The 17480-nt window shown below is 69.1% G+C and carries 15 protein-coding genes; 4 read left to right on the top strand and 11 right to left on the bottom strand.

What is annotated here, in order from left to right; translation table 11 throughout:
- Nucleotides 1-31 precede the first annotated feature (31 nt).
- Complete coding sequence (locus ACQP09_RS28460; RefSeq protein ID WP_433404668.1) at nt 32-1066, bottom strand: macro domain-containing protein; 1035 nt, start codon at nt 1064-1066, stop codon at nt 32-34.
- A 205-nt stretch (nt 1067-1271) separates the two neighbouring features.
- Here ACQP09_RS28460 and ACQP09_RS28455 point away from each other — a divergent pair, with 205 nt between their 5' ends.
- The 4 genes from ACQP09_RS28455 (at nt 1272) to ACQP09_RS28440 (ending at nt 5577) form a co-directional block, all read left to right on the top strand.
- On the top strand, nt 1272-3725 hold the full coding sequence (locus ACQP09_RS28455; RefSeq protein ID WP_433404665.1) for an SIR2 family protein: 2454 nt from the start codon (nt 1272-1274) through the stop codon (nt 3723-3725).
- Nucleotides 3726-4218: 493 nt separating this feature from the next.
- Nucleotides 4219-4545, top strand: coding sequence for a very short patch repair endonuclease (locus ACQP09_RS28450; protein ID WP_433404661.1), 327 nt, complete (start codon nt 4219-4221; stop codon nt 4543-4545).
- 352 nt (nt 4546-4897) lie between these two features.
- Nucleotides 4898-5182 carry a hypothetical protein gene (locus ACQP09_RS28445; RefSeq protein WP_433404659.1) on the top strand — a complete coding sequence of 95 codons (285 nt, stop codon included), beginning with the start codon at nt 4898-4900 and terminating at the stop codon, nt 5180-5182.
- Nucleotides 5179-5577 carry a PIN domain-containing protein gene (locus ACQP09_RS28440; protein WP_433404657.1) on the top strand — a complete coding sequence of 133 codons (399 nt, stop codon included), beginning with the start codon at nt 5179-5181 and terminating at the stop codon, nt 5575-5577. The genes ACQP09_RS28445 and ACQP09_RS28440 overlap by 4 nt, the downstream gene beginning before the upstream one ends.
- A gap of 358 nt (nt 5578-5935) precedes the next feature.
- Here the strand turns inward: ACQP09_RS28440 and menC are convergent, their stop codons facing one another.
- The 10 genes from menC to ACQP09_RS28390 form a co-directional block, all read right to left on the bottom strand.
- Complete coding sequence (menC, locus tag ACQP09_RS28435; RefSeq protein ID WP_433404654.1) at nt 5936-7048, bottom strand: o-succinylbenzoate synthase; 1113 nt, start codon at nt 7046-7048, stop codon at nt 5936-5938.
- A gap of 25 nt (nt 7049-7073) precedes the next feature.
- Nucleotides 7074-7844, bottom strand: a complete 771-nt coding sequence (locus ACQP09_RS28430) for a GNAT family N-acetyltransferase (protein ID WP_433404652.1) — start codon at nt 7842-7844, stop codon at nt 7074-7076.
- Complete coding sequence (locus tag ACQP09_RS28425) at nt 7841-8923, bottom strand: M20 family metallopeptidase (RefSeq protein ID WP_433406789.1); 1083 nt, start codon at nt 8921-8923, stop codon at nt 7841-7843. Before ACQP09_RS28425 ends, ACQP09_RS28430 begins: the two co-directional genes overlap by 4 nt.
- 243 nt (nt 8924-9166) lie before the next feature.
- Entirely contained in the window at nt 9167-10189 is a 1023-nt protein-coding gene (locus tag ACQP09_RS28420) for a dipeptidase (protein WP_433404649.1), read from the bottom strand.
- Nucleotides 10190-10275: 86 nt separating this feature from the next.
- Nucleotides 10276-10968, bottom strand: a complete 693-nt coding sequence (locus tag ACQP09_RS28415) for an ABC transporter ATP-binding protein (RefSeq protein ID WP_433404646.1) — start codon at nt 10966-10968, stop codon at nt 10276-10278.
- Entirely contained in the window at nt 10965-12782 is a 1818-nt protein-coding gene (locus ACQP09_RS28410; protein WP_433404643.1) for a dipeptide/oligopeptide/nickel ABC transporter permease/ATP-binding protein, read from the bottom strand. The genes ACQP09_RS28415 and ACQP09_RS28410 overlap by 4 nt, the downstream gene beginning before the upstream one ends.
- Nucleotides 12782-13822 carry an ABC transporter permease gene (locus ACQP09_RS28405; RefSeq protein WP_433404640.1) on the bottom strand — a complete coding sequence of 347 codons (1041 nt, stop codon included), beginning with the start codon at nt 13820-13822 and terminating at the stop codon, nt 12782-12784. Before ACQP09_RS28405 ends, ACQP09_RS28410 begins: the two co-directional genes overlap by 1 nt.
- On the bottom strand, nt 13819-15411 hold the full coding sequence (locus tag ACQP09_RS28400; RefSeq protein WP_433404637.1) for an ABC transporter substrate-binding protein: 1593 nt from the start codon (nt 15409-15411) through the stop codon (nt 13819-13821). Before ACQP09_RS28400 ends, ACQP09_RS28405 begins: the two co-directional genes overlap by 4 nt.
- Before the next feature lie 212 nt (nt 15412-15623).
- Nucleotides 15624-16541, bottom strand: coding sequence for a serine hydrolase (locus ACQP09_RS28395; RefSeq protein ID WP_433404634.1), 918 nt, complete (start codon nt 16539-16541; stop codon nt 15624-15626).
- Complete coding sequence (locus ACQP09_RS28390) at nt 16538-17479, bottom strand: serine hydrolase (RefSeq protein ID WP_433404631.1); 942 nt, start codon at nt 17477-17479, stop codon at nt 16538-16540. Before ACQP09_RS28390 ends, ACQP09_RS28395 begins: the two co-directional genes overlap by 4 nt.
- Nucleotide 17480: the final 1 nt, after the last annotated feature.

The raw sequence follows: 17480 nt of genomic DNA, 5'->3' as shown, positions 1-17480 counted from the left end.
ACACCGATTCAAGCATGCGAGCCGATGCTACTCAGCTGCCATCCGGCATGGAAAGCACGGACCGGCAGACCTCGGCTTGACTGTCGGTATAGGCCAGGAGGTAGACGGTACGGATCCGCGAGGCCGAATGATCCCCGAAGTAGCCCACCACGGCGGTCGCCAGCTCCTGTGCCGTCCTCTGCAGATCGCTGTTGCCACCACCGGTTCCCAACAGCGGCAGCACGACGGAGCGGCATCCCTCTCCAGCCTCGTTCAAGCGGTCCACCTCCATGAGCAGATTCCGGACGCAACGCTCTAGGTCCATGACCTGACGAAATCCCGAGGCCGGTTCCCCCTCTACCGCCGCGATATGGGCGATGCGCCTGACCCCATGACTCTGGCGGAGCTCACCCGGTCCGGTGATCAGCACTTGACCCGCAGCGACGTGGGTATGGTCGACCATCTGCTCGGCGAGCTCCAAAGCGATGCGGTCTACCACAAGGTGGCCGCCCGCATCTCGGGTGCCCCCGTGATAGCGAATGGTGGCGGAGATCGTCGGCTCGGTGACGCGGGACATCTCCATGCGGGTGCTCTCAGGGTTCACCCAGACATCCACGCCCGACACATTCGCCAGATTCCCAGTGATCATTCCGAGCTGGTGCCTGCGGTTGCCCTTGATCGGAATCTCGCACCGGGAACTGCGCGCGGGCGTCACCTTTGCGTCGTGAGCCGCCAGCGCATTGTCCACGCTTTTGCGGAGCCGAGCGTTCTCCTTCGTAGCGGCCTCGAGGGCGCTCGCCGTTTCGTCGTGGGGCCTCGTCCTGGAAAGCCAGGCATACGAGGCGAGCATGAAGAACCCGGCAAACCCGGCGGCACCACCGAGCCCGAACCCCATGGCCCGGCCTTCCGAGACCGAGTCCGGGAAGATCGAGTACAGGAAGAGCGCGCTCGCCAGGGAGTAGAGGAGCACCGCGGGCAACTGCAGCGCGTACCGCCTCCCCTGCCCCCTCGGCCCGGAGGCCCAAACTTGAAGCCCAATGCCGGCCGCAATGAGACCGATCGTCACGGCCAACAACAGTACGCTCATCGGTGGTACCCCTCTCCTGCCGCAGCCCGTGAGACTGCCGCAACCTTCAGACCCCTGGATGTCTTTGACTACCACGGCGGCTGCTCTCTCGGTCCGACGCTGCCTGAATTGAGATCATGTCGCCTTGGCCGTGGGACGATTGAGGCGGACAGCCGCGTGCGCATCAGCTCCGATGTGCCCTGCGCGGCGAGCGGAAGGAGCCACGTTGCCAGCCCTGGAGTCCCTACTGACGAAAAGTCAGCTCCACTCCCTCAAAACGGCGGCCAGGAACGGCTCGTACCATGTGCTGCTCGGCGCAGGCGCGAGTCGCGGGGCCCACAACCGATACGGCGACGTCCCCATGGCGAAGGCCCTGGTGGAGGCGCTGGCCGAGGAGTACCCGGACGTTCCGATCGACGTCACAGAGGACACGCTGATGCGGGCCTATCAGCGTTCGGTCATCGGATCTTCGCGGGAAGCGGTCTGGCGGTTCCTCAAGAAGGTGTTCGGAGACGTCCAGCACGCTGAGTGGTTCACCGACCTCATCAGCCTCCCGTGGCGGCGGATCTGGACCCTCAACGTGGATGACGCAGCAGAGCAGGCGTACCGGTCCAGCCCGCTTTCCCAGTATCGCGCAGCGCGAACCATCTCCTGGGACGAGGAGTTCTCAGAGACGGGCGACCTGGAGATCATCCATCTCCACGGTCACATCATCGGCTCGAAGCCGCGACAGCTGATCTTCTCGCTGCCGGAGTACCAGGCCGCCGCTCAGGGGCACGTCGTCTGGGATCAGGTCCTCGCCTCGACCATCGGCTCACAACCGCTCGTTGTCGTAGGCGCTCGCCTGCTGGACGACCCTGACATCGAGCGCCTCCTCACCCGGAACCGGCCAAGTGCGGCAGCGCCGTCCATCGTCGTAGACCCGAAGATCTCGCCCGCGAACGAGTGGGAGCTGAAACAGTACGGCTTCGTGGTGTACAAGGGCACAGCCGAGGAATTCACGAAGGACTGGTTTGCTCAAGTCGGCCTGGATCGTGAGTCCCTCCTGGAGTTGGCGCAGAGCGAACAGCTGAGCGTTCCTCAGGTTCACGAGCTGCAGACCAACCACCCCGGACCGCGACCGAAGTCCCATCGCTACCTTGAAGGCGACGAGCCCCTCTGGTGTGACGTCATCGACAACCTGGTGGCACCGCTGTCCTGGATGCGGGAGGTCGCCAAGGACATCCGGGAATGGGCCGCCTCGGAAAGTCACGACCCGAGGATTCACCTCATCTACGGATCCCGCCTCACTGGAGTGTCCAGCGGACTCCTCTGGATAGCAAGGGAAGTACGATCCGCCGGCGTCCGATGTTACGACTTTGACCGGTCCAGCCGCTTCGACGTCCAACGACTGGTCGACAAGTTCAGCGGTCAAGGCCCCTCCGTCCTCTTCATCGACGGGGCCGCAGACTTCGCCGATGACATCTACAAGCTCCTCACCGAGGCCGGGCTGGAAAGCACTGCCGAGATCTATGTCGTGGCGGCAGAACTCCCCGGTAGGAGTCTGCAGTTGGAGGCCCGGATCGAGGCGGCTTACGAAAGTAACCTGTCCGCATCCGTGCCGGCCCGGATCCAGCGCCGCGATGCCGAAGTTCTCGTCGACCTGCGCGAAAGGCACGGTCGGCTCGGCAAGCTGGAGGGGCTGAACAGGAACCAGCGAGTCGGCCACTTCAGGAACCGCGACGTCTTCTCGGCGATGATGGAGCTAGAGCACGGCATCGGGTTTCACAAGCGCATGGAGCAAGAGGTCCTCTCGCTCGACGCCGACTGGAAGAAGGCGCTCATCCTCCTGCTTTCCGTTGCCAGCCGTGGCCGCAATTCGGTGAGCCTGCTTGAATGCGCAAAGGCGCTCAACGTCTCATCGGACACGATCGTCCGGGCCGCCCGGCGAAGCATGGAACCCTTCATCGAAATCCAGGGCGACGCCGTCGTGGCCCGCCAGCGCGATCTCCTCATGGATTCCATCGTCAAGTCCCTGGGGGACAAGGGTGCCCTTTCGGCCCTTCGTGAGTGCATCCAGAACCTGTCCCCACTTGTAAATCAAGAAAGTCTACGCGCACGCAACCGAGCGGCGATGTTCGTCCGCTACACGATGACCCAGAAGCTGTTGACCAGCATCTTCCCGAGCGAGGACGTAGAGAAGTTCTATGACGATCTCCTTCCCCATTTCGGCGGATGGAATGCCCGATACTGGGAGCAGCGAGCCATCCATGCGAAGCACCTGAACGATTGGTCACGCGCCGAGTCGTTCGCCGAGCGGGCCGTCAACCTGCTGGACGACGCGTTCACTCGAACCACTTGCGGCACAATCCTGATCAACAAGGCAAATTACTTTGCCCGCCAGGGCGAAGCCCGATGGCGGGAATTCCACCAACGCGGGAAGAGGCATTTCGATGTAGCCCTCACCGCAGATCGGGCAAACCGCGTCACAGCATTCGCCTACCTTGAAGCGGCGATGTCGCTGGCAGAGAGCGCCACGGAGCGCAACGTCCCGGAATGGGCCGACCCCATCGCCGACCTACTCCACGAGTGGAAGCCGATCTATAGCGGCCTGCGCTTGGTTCTGGGAAACAACCCGGCGCAGGACTCGGTTCGCCGAGCCGAAGCGCTATCCCGCCGATGGGAAAGACTGTCCGAGTAGGCGCTTCCCACTACAGGCCTCAAGGGGCGGACTTCTTTGGGAGCCCACCCCTTGAGGCTGGCACCGGTCGGCGACCTACATCGGCCGCTCATCAGTAGTCGGCCGCATACGAGGCCACGCAGGGGTTCACCATGCAGGTTGAGACCCCGTCGGGTGCAGCACCGCCCCGCCCTCCGTACGCTCCAGTAGCGCCTTCTCTGACAACCCTGCCATCCCGAAAACCTCGGAAGCGTCCAGCACCCAAGTACATCGGCCCAGGTCAGAGCCACCCCATGCCCCCACCCACCAAGTGCCTTCTAAACCCCTCAGTGAGACCGGGAGGGAACGCGATGCCGAGTTCGGTCGCAGCATAAGCGATGGTCGTGAACGGCCCGGACGGATCATCGGTACGCCGCCCGTAACGGTGAGGCAACCCGATGGTTGATCAGGCGTGAGAATCCAGGAACGCCGAAGAGGGACGCCGACACCGCGCGACGCCAACGCGCGGAGGGTCATGGTCGCCCAGCGAAGCCGGGTCACGGCTCCGGAGCTTGCGCTTCGCCGGGCTCTGCACTCATTGGGCTTCCGCTACCGCGTGGACCTGCCGATCGTCGGCATGCCACGTCGCCGCGCCGAAGTCACCTTCACGAAGTGGCGCACCGCCGTGTTCGTTCAGGGCTGTTTCTGGCACGCCTGTCCGACTCACCGGCACGCGCCCCGGCGCAACTCGGAGTGGTATACCGATGCCCGCCTCACGCTGATCGGTTGGCTGCCCCTCCGCATCTGGGAACACGAGACCGCCGACGGCGCGGTCGGCAGGACAAGTAAGGGAACGGCCTGAGCGGCTCAGCCCTGACATGACACTCCATCGGAACGGGCGTCAGATGAGCGTCAAGGCATCGCCCGCACCGCACATCAAGCCCATTCGCAGAACCGCAGCTCAGCGCCCTACCTAACAGGCTCCAAAATGGCAACGCACTCCACATGATGCGTCATCGCAAACATGTAGAGCCAAAACAGGTCAAAGAAAACCGCAGGTCAGAGACTTGCTCGACACAAAACGGGCGCAAGATCAATGTGCATTACGTGCACGATGGGCGCTACGTGCGATGCCTGACGCACGACGAGGGCGTCCAGAACTCCGCACCACCGCGAAGGTCGCCGAATAGCATTCGAAATGCCATACTTACGTCATGGCTGACGATGACACCGACTTCCCGCCCGGTGATGGCCCCACCAGCGGCATCTCCGTTTCCCTGACCGCCGGCACCCTGCAAGCGATCCGTGAGCGAGTGGGCAAGCGAGGCGTGTCGGCGTATCTGGAGAAGGCCGCGCAGCGGCAGATCGAGCGGGACAACCTGGACGAGCTGATCGCCGACTTCGACAAGACCCTCGGCCCCGCCGACCCGGAAGCCGTCGCAGCCAAGCGGGCCAAGCTCAATGGCGGCACCGCGTCCGGCGCCGGGGCGGCCGCGTGAGCGGCGCCCTCCTCCTGGACAGCGAGGGCCTGGCCAAGGCCGTGCAACGCGACCGCGAAGTCCACGAGTGGCTCACCGCCGCTCGTGAGGCCGACCTTCCGGTGATCACCTGTGCCGCGGTCCTCGTCGAGGTGATCCATCCCCGGATCAATGACGCCGTACTGAAGTGGACTCTGTCCCGCCTGCGGGTCGAGCCGGTCACCCAGGCCCTCGCCCAGTCCGCCGCCACTCTGCTGCGCGCGGCCGGACTCCACGGCCACAAGTACGCCATCGACGCCATGCTCTGCGCCACCGCCCTCGCCCAGCCGGGACGCGTCACGATCCTGACGTCCGACGTCGAGGACATCACCGTGCTCACCGCCGCCCATCCCCGCGTGACCGCCGAGAAAGTCTGATTCGTAACACCGCTTCGGGCCACGCAGCCTCGGGATGCCCCGGCAGGGGGCGGTGTAGGACGGATCGGCTGCGGGCGGTATCGACTGCCGCCGCAGTCTGGGCGCCCGCCCACTGCCGAGAAGGATGCTTACCGGAGGGCGGGCGGGCTGCGTGGCGTCGTGGGCACTCGCCGGTGGAAGTGCCCACGACGCCACGCCGTGCGGTGGTATTACAGTGCCGGACCAGTGACCCCTTTGGTTCGTTTCCTACACCGAATTCGATCCGGTCATTCGGTCGCGTGCGACGAGATCCAGCGAAGGGTCCCTGGGCGCGGTGCGCGCCCAGGGACCCGGAAGGTCGCTTGTCCCGTACGAAGGACTACAGCGCGATCCACTCGGTGGAGGTGGTGACCTCCTTCAGGACGTCCGGGAGCGGCTCGATGCCGAGGCCCGGGCCCGTAGGGACGTCGAGGTGGCCGTTCTCCAGGACGAACGGCTCCGTGATGTCCGTGGCGAAGTAGCGGTGGGAGCCCGAGGTGTCGCCGGGGAGGGTGAAGCCGGGGAGGGCCGCCAGGGCGACGTTGGCGGCGCGGCCGATGCCGGTCTCCAGCATGCCGCCGCACCACACGGGGATGCCGTGGGCGCGGGCGATGTCGTGGATGCGGCGGGCTTCGAGGTAGCCGCCGACGCGGGCCGGCTTGATGTTGATGATCGAGCATGCGCCGAGGGAGATGGCCGCCGCGGCGTCGGCGGCGGACTCGATGGACTCGTCCAGGCAGATCGGGGTGCGCAGGAGCTTGGCGAGCTGGGCGTGCTGGACCATGTCGTCGTTGGCGAGGGGCTGTTCGATCAGCAGGAGGCCGAAGTCGTCGAGCTTGGCGAGCTGCTGGGTGTCGACCAGGGTGTAGGCAGCGTTGGCGTCGACCTGGAGGAGGAGGTCGTCACCGAAGCGCTCGCGGACGGCGCGGACGGGTTCGACGTCCCAGCCGGGCTCGATCTTCAGCTTGATACGGACGTAGCCCTCGGCCACGTAGCCCGCCACCGCGTCCAGGAGCTCGGGTATCGAGTCCATGATGCCGACGGAGACGCCGCAGGGGACGCGGTCGCGGGCCGCGCCCAGATGGGTCGCGAAGGACACGCCTGACAGGCGGAGTTGAGCGTCGAGGACTGCGGTCTCCAGGACCGACTTCGCCATGTGGTGGCCGGTGAAGGGTTCCAGTGCGCGGCCAACGCTCGCCGCGTCCACGCTCTCCTTCAGCAGGGCCGGGACGAGGAAGCGGCGCAGGACGTCCTGGGCGCCGTCGACGTATTCGGAGCAGTAGCGGGGCTCGGACATGGCCGCGCACTCCGCCCAGCCTTCGATTCCGTCGGAGGTGACGACGCGGACGAGCAGGACGTCGCGGCTGGTCTCGACGCCGAAGGAGGTGCGGAACGGGGCGACGAGCGGCATCGCGACGCGGCGCAGTTCGACGCCGGAGATCGTGGTCTTCATGTGCGGGTGGCTCCTGGTGGGGTGTTCAGGCGGCGGTACTGGTGGTGCGGTGGATGACGTAGCTGCGGCGATCGTGGAAGCCGGCGACGCGGGCTCCCTCGGCGAGCAGGCCGCCCAGGGTGTGGCGTACGGCCAGCCGCCAGTCGTGTGCGGCGCTCGGGTCGGTGCGGCGCAGCGACTCGATGTCGTCAGGGAGGTCGATCAGGACGGTGTCGGCGTCGGTCGGGCCGATCACGGGGCGGCCGTCGTCGTTGCGCACGCCACGGGCGACTCCGGCGGGCAGGTCGAAGGTGCACGGCCCCTCGGGCGCCGTCAGATCCCAGGCGGTCAGGACGCGGTCGGACTCGTCGCCGCCGTTGATCGCGTCGTCCATCGCGCCGTAGAAGGACCGTAGGTACTCCTCGGGGCGGGCGCCGAGCTTGACAAGGTTGAAGTGGGCGTTGCGGCGGATCAGTGGATCGTAGGTCCACGTGATGCGCTTGAGCCCGCGGGCGAGGGCCCATTGGCGCTGGTGCGATTTGAGGGCGAGGCCGATGCCGCGGCCCTGGGAGGCGCCCGTGATGTGGGAGTGCAGAGTGGTGCCGACGGGGTCGCCGTAGAAGCCGACGGAGGCGCCGACCAGGCGGCCCTGCTCGTAGGCGCCGGCCACGTAGTTGCCCGCGTGGGACAGGGCTCGCATCACCTCGGCGGAGACAGGTGGGCTGTCGGCGGCCGTGCCCCATATGCCGGCGTAGAGGCGGCTGACGGTGTCGAGGTCCTCCATGACGTGGAGTTCCCTGACGTCGAGTGCGGTCAAAGCATCGCTCCGACGAGGTGGGCCAGGAGCCGGGCGCGGGCCGGCATGGTGGCGGTGAGGACGTGTTCGTGGTCGGCGTGGGCACCGTCGCCGACGGCGCCGAGGCCGTCGAGGGTGGGGCAGCCGACTCCGGCGGTGTAGTTGCCGTCGGACGCGCCGCCGACGGCTGCCTGCCGCAGGGGGCCGAGGCCGAGTCGCGCGGTGACGTCGCCCGCCAGGGCGAAGAGCCCGCGTGAGGCATCGGGGTTGAGAGGCGGGCGGTTGGGGCCGCCGGTGACGTCCAGACGCGCGTCGGGGAGTTCGGGCCGCAGGGTCCTGATCAGCTGGTCGACCGCGTCCTGGGCGGCAGCGCTGGGGACACGTACGTCGACGCTGAGGTCGGCGCGGGCGGGCACGGTGTTGTTCGCGGTACCTGCCGAAGCCAGCGTGGGGGTAACCGTCGTCCCGGGCCCCGTCTCGGCGGTCACCGTGTCTGCGATCCGGCTCAGGGCCAGGATCTGGCGGGCGAGTTCGGTTGCCGCGTTGATGCCCTTCTCGGGTTCGAGCCCGGAGTGGGCGGCGCGGCCGTGAACCGTGATGTCGTAGAGGGAGACGCCCTTGCGGCCGGTCTTGAGCGCTCCTCCGGGGGCGGAGGGCTCCAGGACGAGGGTGGCCGTGCACTGACGCGCCAGGTCCTCGATGAGCGGGCGGGAGGTGTCCGAGCCGACCTCCTCGTCGCCCGTGACGAGGACGCACACCCCGTCGAGGGAGGGCAGGGCAGCCAGTGCGTGGAACATCTGGACCAGGCCGGCCTTCATGTCGAAGACGCCGGGACCGCGGGCGATGCCCTGCTCCACCGACCAGGGGTGGGTCTTGAGGGAGCCGATCGGCCAGACGGTGTCGTGGTGGCCCAGGAGCAGGACGCGCGGGGTCCCGAAGGTCCACTGGACGTGCGTGACGCCGTCGATCACAAGCGTCTCCGGGCGGGCGCCGAGCAGCCGGCCGCCCTGCTCGGCGACCACCCGCGCGCTGCGGGCCACAGCGGCGTGGTCGGCGGAGTACGACTCGCAGGTGACGAGTTCTTCGAGGTCGGCGAGCATGGCGTCGAGCTCGAATACGGGGGCGGACGCGTAGTCCGCTCGCAGGGGGTGGGGTTCTTGGTCAACCGGCACGGTGGTTCCTCCAGGTTGGGATGACCGCCACGCTAGGCAGGCCGGACACGGCCCGGTTGGTGGCGCCGTGACAACCTGGGCGCCCGATTCGTGCCGGGGACCGAACGACCATGGAACGGGCGGTGCCCGGCGGGTCGTACGTCCCGCCGGGCACCGCTGCCGCGCCGGCCTTCAGCCCATGTGCTTGGTCATGAGCTGCCGCATGTTCCCGCCGAGGATCTTCAGGATGTCCGTTTCCGGCAGTCCTCGGCGGACGAGCGCCTCGGTCACCAGGGGCATTCCGGCGGGGCCTTCGAGGCCGGGGAAGTCGAACATCGGGTCCTCGTCGTCGAGGTTCTCGCAACAGGGCGGGGTGACGTCCGTCATGACCTCGCGTACGAAGTCCGAGCCGAGGCCGACGTGGTCGATCCCCGCGACGGAGACGATGTGCTCGATGTGGTCGACGATCCGGTCCGTGCTCACCTTCGCCTGGTCGTCGGTGAGGAAGTCCGGTACGAAGTTCACGCACACCACGCCGCCCGTGGCTGCCACGCCGCGGATCTGTTCGTCGGTGAGGTTGCGGTGGTGGTCACGAAGAGCGCGGGCGCAGGAATGGGTGGCGATCAGGGGCCGGTTGGCGAGCTCCAGGACGTGGGCGACGCCGCTCGCCCCCAGGTGGGAAACGTCGAAGAGCATGCCGAGGCGTTCCATCTCCCGCAGCGCCTCGACACCGGGTGTCGTGAGCCGGCTGCCGGTGGCGTCCTCGCGGCTGCCGTCGGCGAGCGGAGTGCGCCCCCAGTGGGCCACGGACGCGATCCGTACGCCGAGACGGAAGAGGGTGGGGAAGAGCTCGACGGAGGCGTCGATGCCAGGGGCACTCTCGAGGGCGAGAACCAAGGCGATCTTGCCCTCGGCGACGGCCGCGTCTGTGTCGTCGCCGTTCAGGCACAGCGCGACCTGGTCGGCGTTGGCCTCGGCGAGGACGTGGGCGCACTCGATCATGCGGAGGGTCTGCCGGAGCGCGCCCTCGGGCCGGTGCTGGTCGTCGATGAAGACCGGCAGGACCTGGATGTCGATGCCGCCCTCGCGCAATTGGGGCAGCCAGCGCTCGCGGAAGAAGGCGCCCCAGCGCTTCGGGGGGCGGGCTGCGACGGCCATGAGGAGGTCGTTGTGCGCGTCGGCGACGACGGCGCGGTGGTGCAGGTCGTGGGACACGACAGTCCTTTCGGGCGGTGAGGAGGCGTCCGGCGGCCCTGATAGGGGTGTCGGGCCGCCGGACGCGCGGGAGGAGGGGGCGGGCCTCAGGCGCGGGCCAAGCGCGGGACGGCGTCCAGCAGGGTGCGGGTGTACGCGTGCCGGGGCGCCCCGATCACCCCTTCGACGGGGCCGGACTCCACGAGCCGGCCGTGGTGCATGACGGCGACGGCGTCGCAGACGTACCGCACGACGGCGAGGTTGTGCGAGATGAAGAGCATGGTCAGGCCGAGTTCGCCCCGCAGTTCGCGCAGCAGGTTGAGCACCGCGCCCTGGACGGAGACGTCGAGGGCGGAGGTGATCTCGTCGGCGATGAGGAGCTCGGGCCCGGCGGCGAGGGCCCGGGCGATGGCGACGCGCTGGCGCTGGCCTCCGGAGAGTTCGCGGGGGTACTTGCCTGTATACGCGGCCGGCAGTGAGACCAGTTCGAGGAGCCGTCCGACCTCTGCCGCCCGCTGGGCCCGCGGGACTCGGGTGCCCTCCGCGACGGCGTCGCCGATGCTCATGCGCGGGTTGAGCGAGGAGTAGGGATCCTGGAACACCATCTGGACGCGGCCGCGCGCGACGCCTGAGACCGTGCCCTGGTACGGGGTGAGGCCGGCGACGGCGCGGGCGAGGGTGGACTTCCCGGAGCCGGACTCTCCGACGAGCCCGGTGACGGAGCCCCGCGGCACCTCCAGGCTGACTCCGTCGACGGCGGTGAAGGAGCCGAAGCGGACGGTGAGTCGGTCGATGTTCACTGGACCTCCCAGCAGGCCACGGAGTGGTCGTCCGTACGGGCGATCAACTTGGGGCGGATCCCGCAGCGCGCGGTGACGAAGGCGCACCGGTCGGCGAAGGCGCAGCCGTCGCCGACGTCGCCGGGCGCGGGCTGGCGGCCGGGGATGGTGCTGAGGGGACCCGACCGGTCGGTGTCCATATCAGGGAGGGAGCCGACCAGGGCGCGGGTGTAGGGGTGCCGGGCGTAGTGGAGGCCGTCGGCGGGAAGCTCCTCGACGATGCGGCCCGCGTACATCACGGCGATCCGGTCGCACAGTTCGCTGACGACGGCGATGTCGTGGGAGATGAACAGGACGCCCGCGCGCGTCTCGTCGACCACCTCGCGCAGCACCCGCAGCACCTCGCGCTGGACGGTGACGTCGAGCGCGGTGGTGGGCTCGTCCGCGATGATCAGGCGGGGCGTGCCCATGAGGCCCATCGCGATGACGGCGCGCTGACGCATGCCGCCGGACAGCTCGTGAGGATACTGCCGGGCGACCTCGGCGGGCTGCTTGATGCGGACCGTGCCGAGGCGTTCGACGGCGCGGGCCCGTGCCTCGGTGCGCGTGACGCCGTCGTGCAGGGTGGCCACCTCGGCGAGCTGTCCGCCGACCCGCAGGGCCGGGTTGAGCGAGGAGGTGGGGTCCTGGAAGACCATCGCCAGGGACGAGCCGAGCAGCTTGCGGCGCTCCGCGTCCGTGAGGCCGTCCAGGTCCACCCCTGCCAGTCGCGTGCGGGCGCTGCCGGCGAGGCCGGGGTAGGGGACGATCTGCCCGATGGCGGCGGCGGTCATGCTCTTGCCGCTGCCCGATTCGCCGACCAGGCCGACGATCTCGCCCTCGCGGACGGTCAGCGACACCTGGCGTACGGGGGTGATGTTGCCGGGGAAGGCGACGGTGAGGTCCCGTACCTCCAGGACGGCATCCGGTACGGGCTCGTCCCGGGCGGGGGTCACCACGGGGGCGACGGGCTTGCCGACGGGTTCGCTCGTGTGGGCGGCGGCCTTCGCAAAGGTGTCACCGAGCAGCATGAAGCCGAGGCCGGCGAGGGTGACGGCGAGCGCCGGCGCGACGACCACGGACGGGGTGACATAGACGTGCCCGAAGGCTTCGTTCAGCAGCCGGCCCCAGTCGTACGAGGGTGCCTGGACCCCCATGCCGAGAAAGGACATCGCGGACAGGCCGAGGAGGGCGCCACCCATCGCCTGGGCGGTGTTGAGGATGAGCGGTTCGGCGATGTTGGGGAGGATGTGCCGGGTGAGGATGCGGTGGCGGGGCACGCGCAGCATGCGGGCGGCCGCGATGTAGTCCGATGCCGCGACGGTCGCCGTCATGGTGTGGGTGAGCCGGGCGAAGGTCGGTGCGAGGGCCACGCCGATGCCGAGGACGGCGCCCTGTGCTCCGAGCCCGGCGACGACGGCGGTGAACATGGCGAGCAGCAGGGTGGGAAAGGCCACGAGGAGGTCGACCGTGGCGATGACCGCCCGGCCGACCGGGCGCGGCAGGACCTGAGGCAGGGTGCCGAGCAGGATTCCGCTGACGGTGCCGATGAGGGTGGCCAGGAACGCCAGGCCCAGAGTCAGCCGGGTGGCGACGAGGGTCCGGGCCAGCAGGTCCCGGCCGAGGGCGTCGGTGCCGAGCAGGTGCGCGGACGAGGCTCCCTGGCTGATCTCCTTGGGGTTGATCTGGTCGGCGGCGTCCTGCCAGATCAGGGGTCCGACGACGGCGAGGAAGACCATGAGGGCGACGAGTACGGCTCCCAGCAGACCGACGGGGTTTCTCAGCAGACGGCGCATCAGCCCTCCCGGCGAGTGGAGTCGGACGGGGTGGACAGTGTCGACTTGGGGTCGAGGATCCCGAGAAGGATGTCGACGAGGAAGTTGACGACGAGGACGAGCGCTCCGTATACGAGGATCATGGCCTGCGCCACGGGGTAGTCCTTCTGGGTGATGGCCTCGACGGTGCGCAGGCCGAGACCGGGCCAGGCGAAGACGTTCTCCACCAGGACGCTGCCGGTGATCAGACCACTGAGCAGCAGGCCGCCCATGGTCAGGGTCGCGGTGAGGGTGTTGGGCAGCAGGTGCACCGCGTACAGCCGCCAGGCGGGCAGTCGTTTGGCGTGGGCCAGGCGCATGTAGTCGGTGTCGAGTTCGCGCAGGGTCTCCACCCGGGCTAGGCGGGCGATCATCGCCGCCGGTGCGATGGCGAGGGCTGTGACGGGCAGTACGAAGGAGGCGGGCCCGGTCAGACCGGCGGGCGGGAACAGGCCGAGGCCGAGCGCGAGGACGAGCAGCAGCGCCAGACCGTAGAGGTACTCGGGGATGGCGACGGCGGCGCCGGTGAGGGTGGTGAAGGCGGTCTCGGTGCCTCGCCGACGTCCGTTGTGGGTGCGGACGGCGGCCCACAGGCCGAGCGGTACGGCCACGGCGAGGGCGGTGAGTGTGGCGAGGACCGCGAGGGCCAGGGTGTTGGGCAGGCCCTGGCCGATGAGGTCGCTCACCGGCTGGGAGGAGAAGAACGAGGTTCCGAGATCTCCGGAGAACAGCTGCTTGACGTAGTGCGTGAACTGAGTGAGCAGCGGCTGGTCGAGGCCGAGTTCGCTCCTGCGCTGGTCGACCAGTTCCTTCGGTGCGGTGGGGCCGAGCATCTGGCGCAGCGGGTCGCCGGGGATCAGGTGGATCATCGCGAACGACGCGACGACGAGCACGGCGAGGGAACCGGCCAGGCGCAGCAGCTGTCGGGCGAGGAAGAGCGGGGTCAGGCGTCGGACGCGGCGGCGTGGTGGGGCGGCCGGGGCGGTCTCGTGCGGGGTGAGGGCATCGGTCGTGGTGGTCACTTCCGTCCTCCCCTCATACGGATCGATGTCGCGTCGAAGAGACCCGACGTGATGCGGAAGGTGGCGTTGTGTGCGGCGATGGTGACGGTCTTGTCGACGACGGGGACGATGTCGCCGCTCTCGAACAGGGCGTGCTCCGACCGGTCCCACAGGGTGCAGCCGACGGTGCCGGGCTGCTTGCTCGCCTGGGCGGTGAGCTTCTCGTACTCCGTGTTGGTGAGGTGGGCGAAGTTGCCGCCGTCGGGGGTGAAGGGGCCGGAGAGGGTGCCGAGCAGCTGGGTGGGCAGGGTGACGCCGAGGGGCGCCCAGTCCACGTCCCAGTCCTGGGTGACCGCTTCGATCTCGCCGTAGGCGGCGTCGGACACGGCCCGCAGTCGGACGTCGACGCCGATCTGCTTCCATTGCTCGGCCAGGTACTCGGCCGCGGCCGCCATCGTCTCGCCGGACGACGTGCCGTAGATCATGCGGATCGTGAGCCGCTTCCCCTCCTTCGCCCAGATGCCGTCGGAGCCGCGGCGCCAGCCGGCTGCGTACAGGGTCGTCTTGGCCTCGACCGGGTCGTAGACGGGCAGGTGGCCGGTGACGGTGTCGCCGGGGCAGGGCTTGGGGTCCATGACCAGGCCGGTGGGGGTGCGGCCGGTGCCGCCGGTGGCGATCGCCCCGAGGGAGTCCATGTCGGCGGCCTGGAGCAGGGCCTTGCGGACGGCAGGGTCGCTGCCGGGGTGGCCCTTGCCCTGGTGGAAGAAGAACTCCTGGGTGCCGTTGGCCTGGACGATGGTGGTCACGCCGGGGAGGTTGGAGACGCGGGCGCGGTCGGGGCCGGCCAGCTGGGCGCCGTTGAGCTGGTGGGAGAGGAGCAGGTTGGCGGTCGTCGACTCGCTGCCGACGACCTTGAGCACGACCGAGCCGGGCATGGCCGGGTCGGCGGTGGTCGCCCCGTCCGGTCCCCAGGCGTAGCCGTCTCGCCTGGCGAAGGTGTAGCTCTGGTTCGGCTCGGCGGAGGTGAGTCGGAAGGGGCCCGATCCGGAGGTGCCGCTCGCCAGCAGGGCGCGGTCCTTCAGGCCCGCCCCGCAGACGATGAAGAGGTAGCGGGTGCTCTGCAGGATGAAGGCGAAGGGTTCGGGTGTCGACAGGGTCACGGTGCGGGCGTCATCGTCCGCCTTCGCGGTGAGTCCTTCGGGGACCACGACGCCGTACGCGGGCGACTTGGTGGCGGGGTCGGCGATGTGGGCGACGTTGGCGGCGATCGTGCTCGCGGTCACCGGGCTTCCGTCGGCGCAGGTGACGCCTCGGCGCAGGGTGAAGGTGACGGAGGCGGGCCTGACATCCCACCTCTCGGCGAGTCCGGAGACCATCCGGCCGTCGGGCCCTGCATGGACCAGGGTGTCGTAAGCCAGCGACAGCGCGGTGTAAGTGGTCGTGTTCTGGACCTGGGCGGGGTCGAGCAGTCCCGGGTCGCTCTTGATCGCGAAGCTGAAGGCGTCACCGCCGGACGATCCGGCCGGTGCGACGCTTCCGCAGCCGGCCGCCAGCAGTGACGCCGCGAGACAGGCGGATATCGCCTTGGCTCTTTTCATCGGGGGCTTCATTGGGGGACTCCTTGGGGCGGGAGAGTTGCCCCACAGTCGCGGCTCGTGGCCAGAAATGATTCAGTCGGGGCGACGAAAGCCGCGGGCCTCGTTGGGTGTGGGATCCCAAGCCGGGCGACCGTCTCGGAGACGCGTCGGCCCCGGACCGCGGGCGATGCGGTCCGGGGCATAACGTGTCCGTACGGAGGGGCGGCGTGCACGAGCGGGGGCGTTCAGGTTCCGGCGCGCAGATGGTCGACGGCGGCCCGGGCGGCGCGTCCGATCGCACCGTCGGCGAGCGGTTGCCGCGTGGCCGCGGTCGAGGTGCGCAGGAAGACGCCGACGGCGTAGCGCTTGCCGTCCGGGTACTCGATCACGCCGGCCTCGTTGCGTACGGGGAAGTCGGTGCCCGTCTTCCCGGCGAGCCGCACGCCCGGTTCGGGGAAGCCGGAGACGAGGCGGTGCTGCCAGACCTGCTGGCCCATGATGTCCCGGACTTCGGCGCAGGCGCTCGCCGGCCCGGCCTCGTCGTGCCAGATCGCGGCGAGCAGCGCGGTCACCTCGCGCGGGGTGCTCGACGGGCTGGTGCCGGGGGCGCAGGCGCGGAGGGTGAGGAGCCTTTCGTCGGGGATGCCGGAGAGTTGGTCGTCGAGGGAGCGGTCGGGATCGAGTTCGAGTTCCCGGCGGATGTCGTCGTCGAGGGCGGCGCAGGAGGAGAACCCGAAGTCGGGGAAGCCCAGCTCGTCGAGTGTCGCACGGACGCGGTCGGGTCCGACGATGTCAAGGAGCAGGTCGGTGGCGGCGTTGTCGCTGATCGTCATCATCATGAAGGCGAGGTCGCGGGCGCTCATCTCGACGTCGTGGGCGCAGCCGTCGGTGCCGCTGCCGCCAGCCCGGTAGGCGGCGGTGGCGGTGTGGCGCCGGGCCGGGTCGAGTTCCCCTGCTGCTACCTGCCGGGCGTACTCCAGGGCGATGGGGATCTTGAAGACGGAGGCGAGGACGACCTGAGTGTCGGCGCCGTGGCCGAACTCCGCTCCCGTGTCGAGGTCGCGGACGTGGACGAAGCCTTCGGCCCGCGCCTGCGTGAAGACGTACGAGAGAGTGGTGCGGGTCTGATCAGCCCCGGCCGACTGCGCGGCAGCTGTGGTCATGCTGTCTCCTGGAAGGTGGTTTGGACCGACGGGCGGCGCAGGTGGTCTACGGCGGTCCGGGCGGCGCGGCCGATCGCGGCGTCGGCGGCCGGATTACGCCCACCGAGGACGGGGGTGCGCAAGAAGACGGCGACGGTGTAGCGGCCGCCGTCGGGGTACTCCACGACGGCGGCCTCATTGAGTACGCCCCACAGGGAGCCGTTCTTGGCCACGACGCGGACGTCGCCGTCGAAGCCCGCGACGAGGCGGTGCACGGACAGCTGATGGCTCATGAGCTCACGGACCTCCGCGCAGGCTTCGGCGGGCCCGGCCCGGTCGCGCCAGATCGCCGTCAGCATGGACGTGATCTCCCGTGGCGTACTGGACGCGGAACGGGTCGGGTCGAGCATGGACAGGCCCCTGATCCGGTCCTCGCTCACCCGGTCGAGCTGGGCATCGATGTCGCCCTCCGCGTCGAGGCCGAGCTCCTCCCAGACCGGGTCCCACAGCTCGCGGTAGCGCCCGACCGGAAGGCGCGGGCAGCCGAGTTCGGCGGCGACGGCGCGTACCCGGTCCGTGCCGAGGATCTCCATGAGCTTGTCGGTGGCCGCGTTGTCGCTCATGGAGAGCATGAAGAAGGCGAGGTCCCGGGTGCTCAGGGTGACATCGTGCCGGCAGCTGTCTGTGCCGATGCCGCCGCCCTCTCGGTTGGCGGCGGTGATGGTGTGGCGGGCCGCCCGGTCGAGGGCTCCGGCCGCCGCCTGGCGGGCGTAGGCGACCGCGACGGCGATCTTGCGGACGGAGGCGACGATGACGGGGGCATCGGCGCGGAAGGCGACCTCGCGGTCTCCGTCGGCGTCGTCGACGTCGCGGGCGTGGACGAAGCCCTCGACTCCTGCCTCGTCGAAGATGGCCCAAAGGGCTGAGGCCGCCGCATCTGCGGTGGAAGGTGGTGCCATG

It is taken from the genome of Streptomyces sp. CA-146814, assembly GCF_050942385.1.
Taxonomy (GTDB): Bacteria; Actinomycetota; Actinomycetes; order Streptomycetales; family Streptomycetaceae; genus Streptomyces.
The sequence above is the reverse complement of the archived record's forward strand: the minus strand, read 5'-3'. Positions and strand labels throughout refer to the sequence as shown.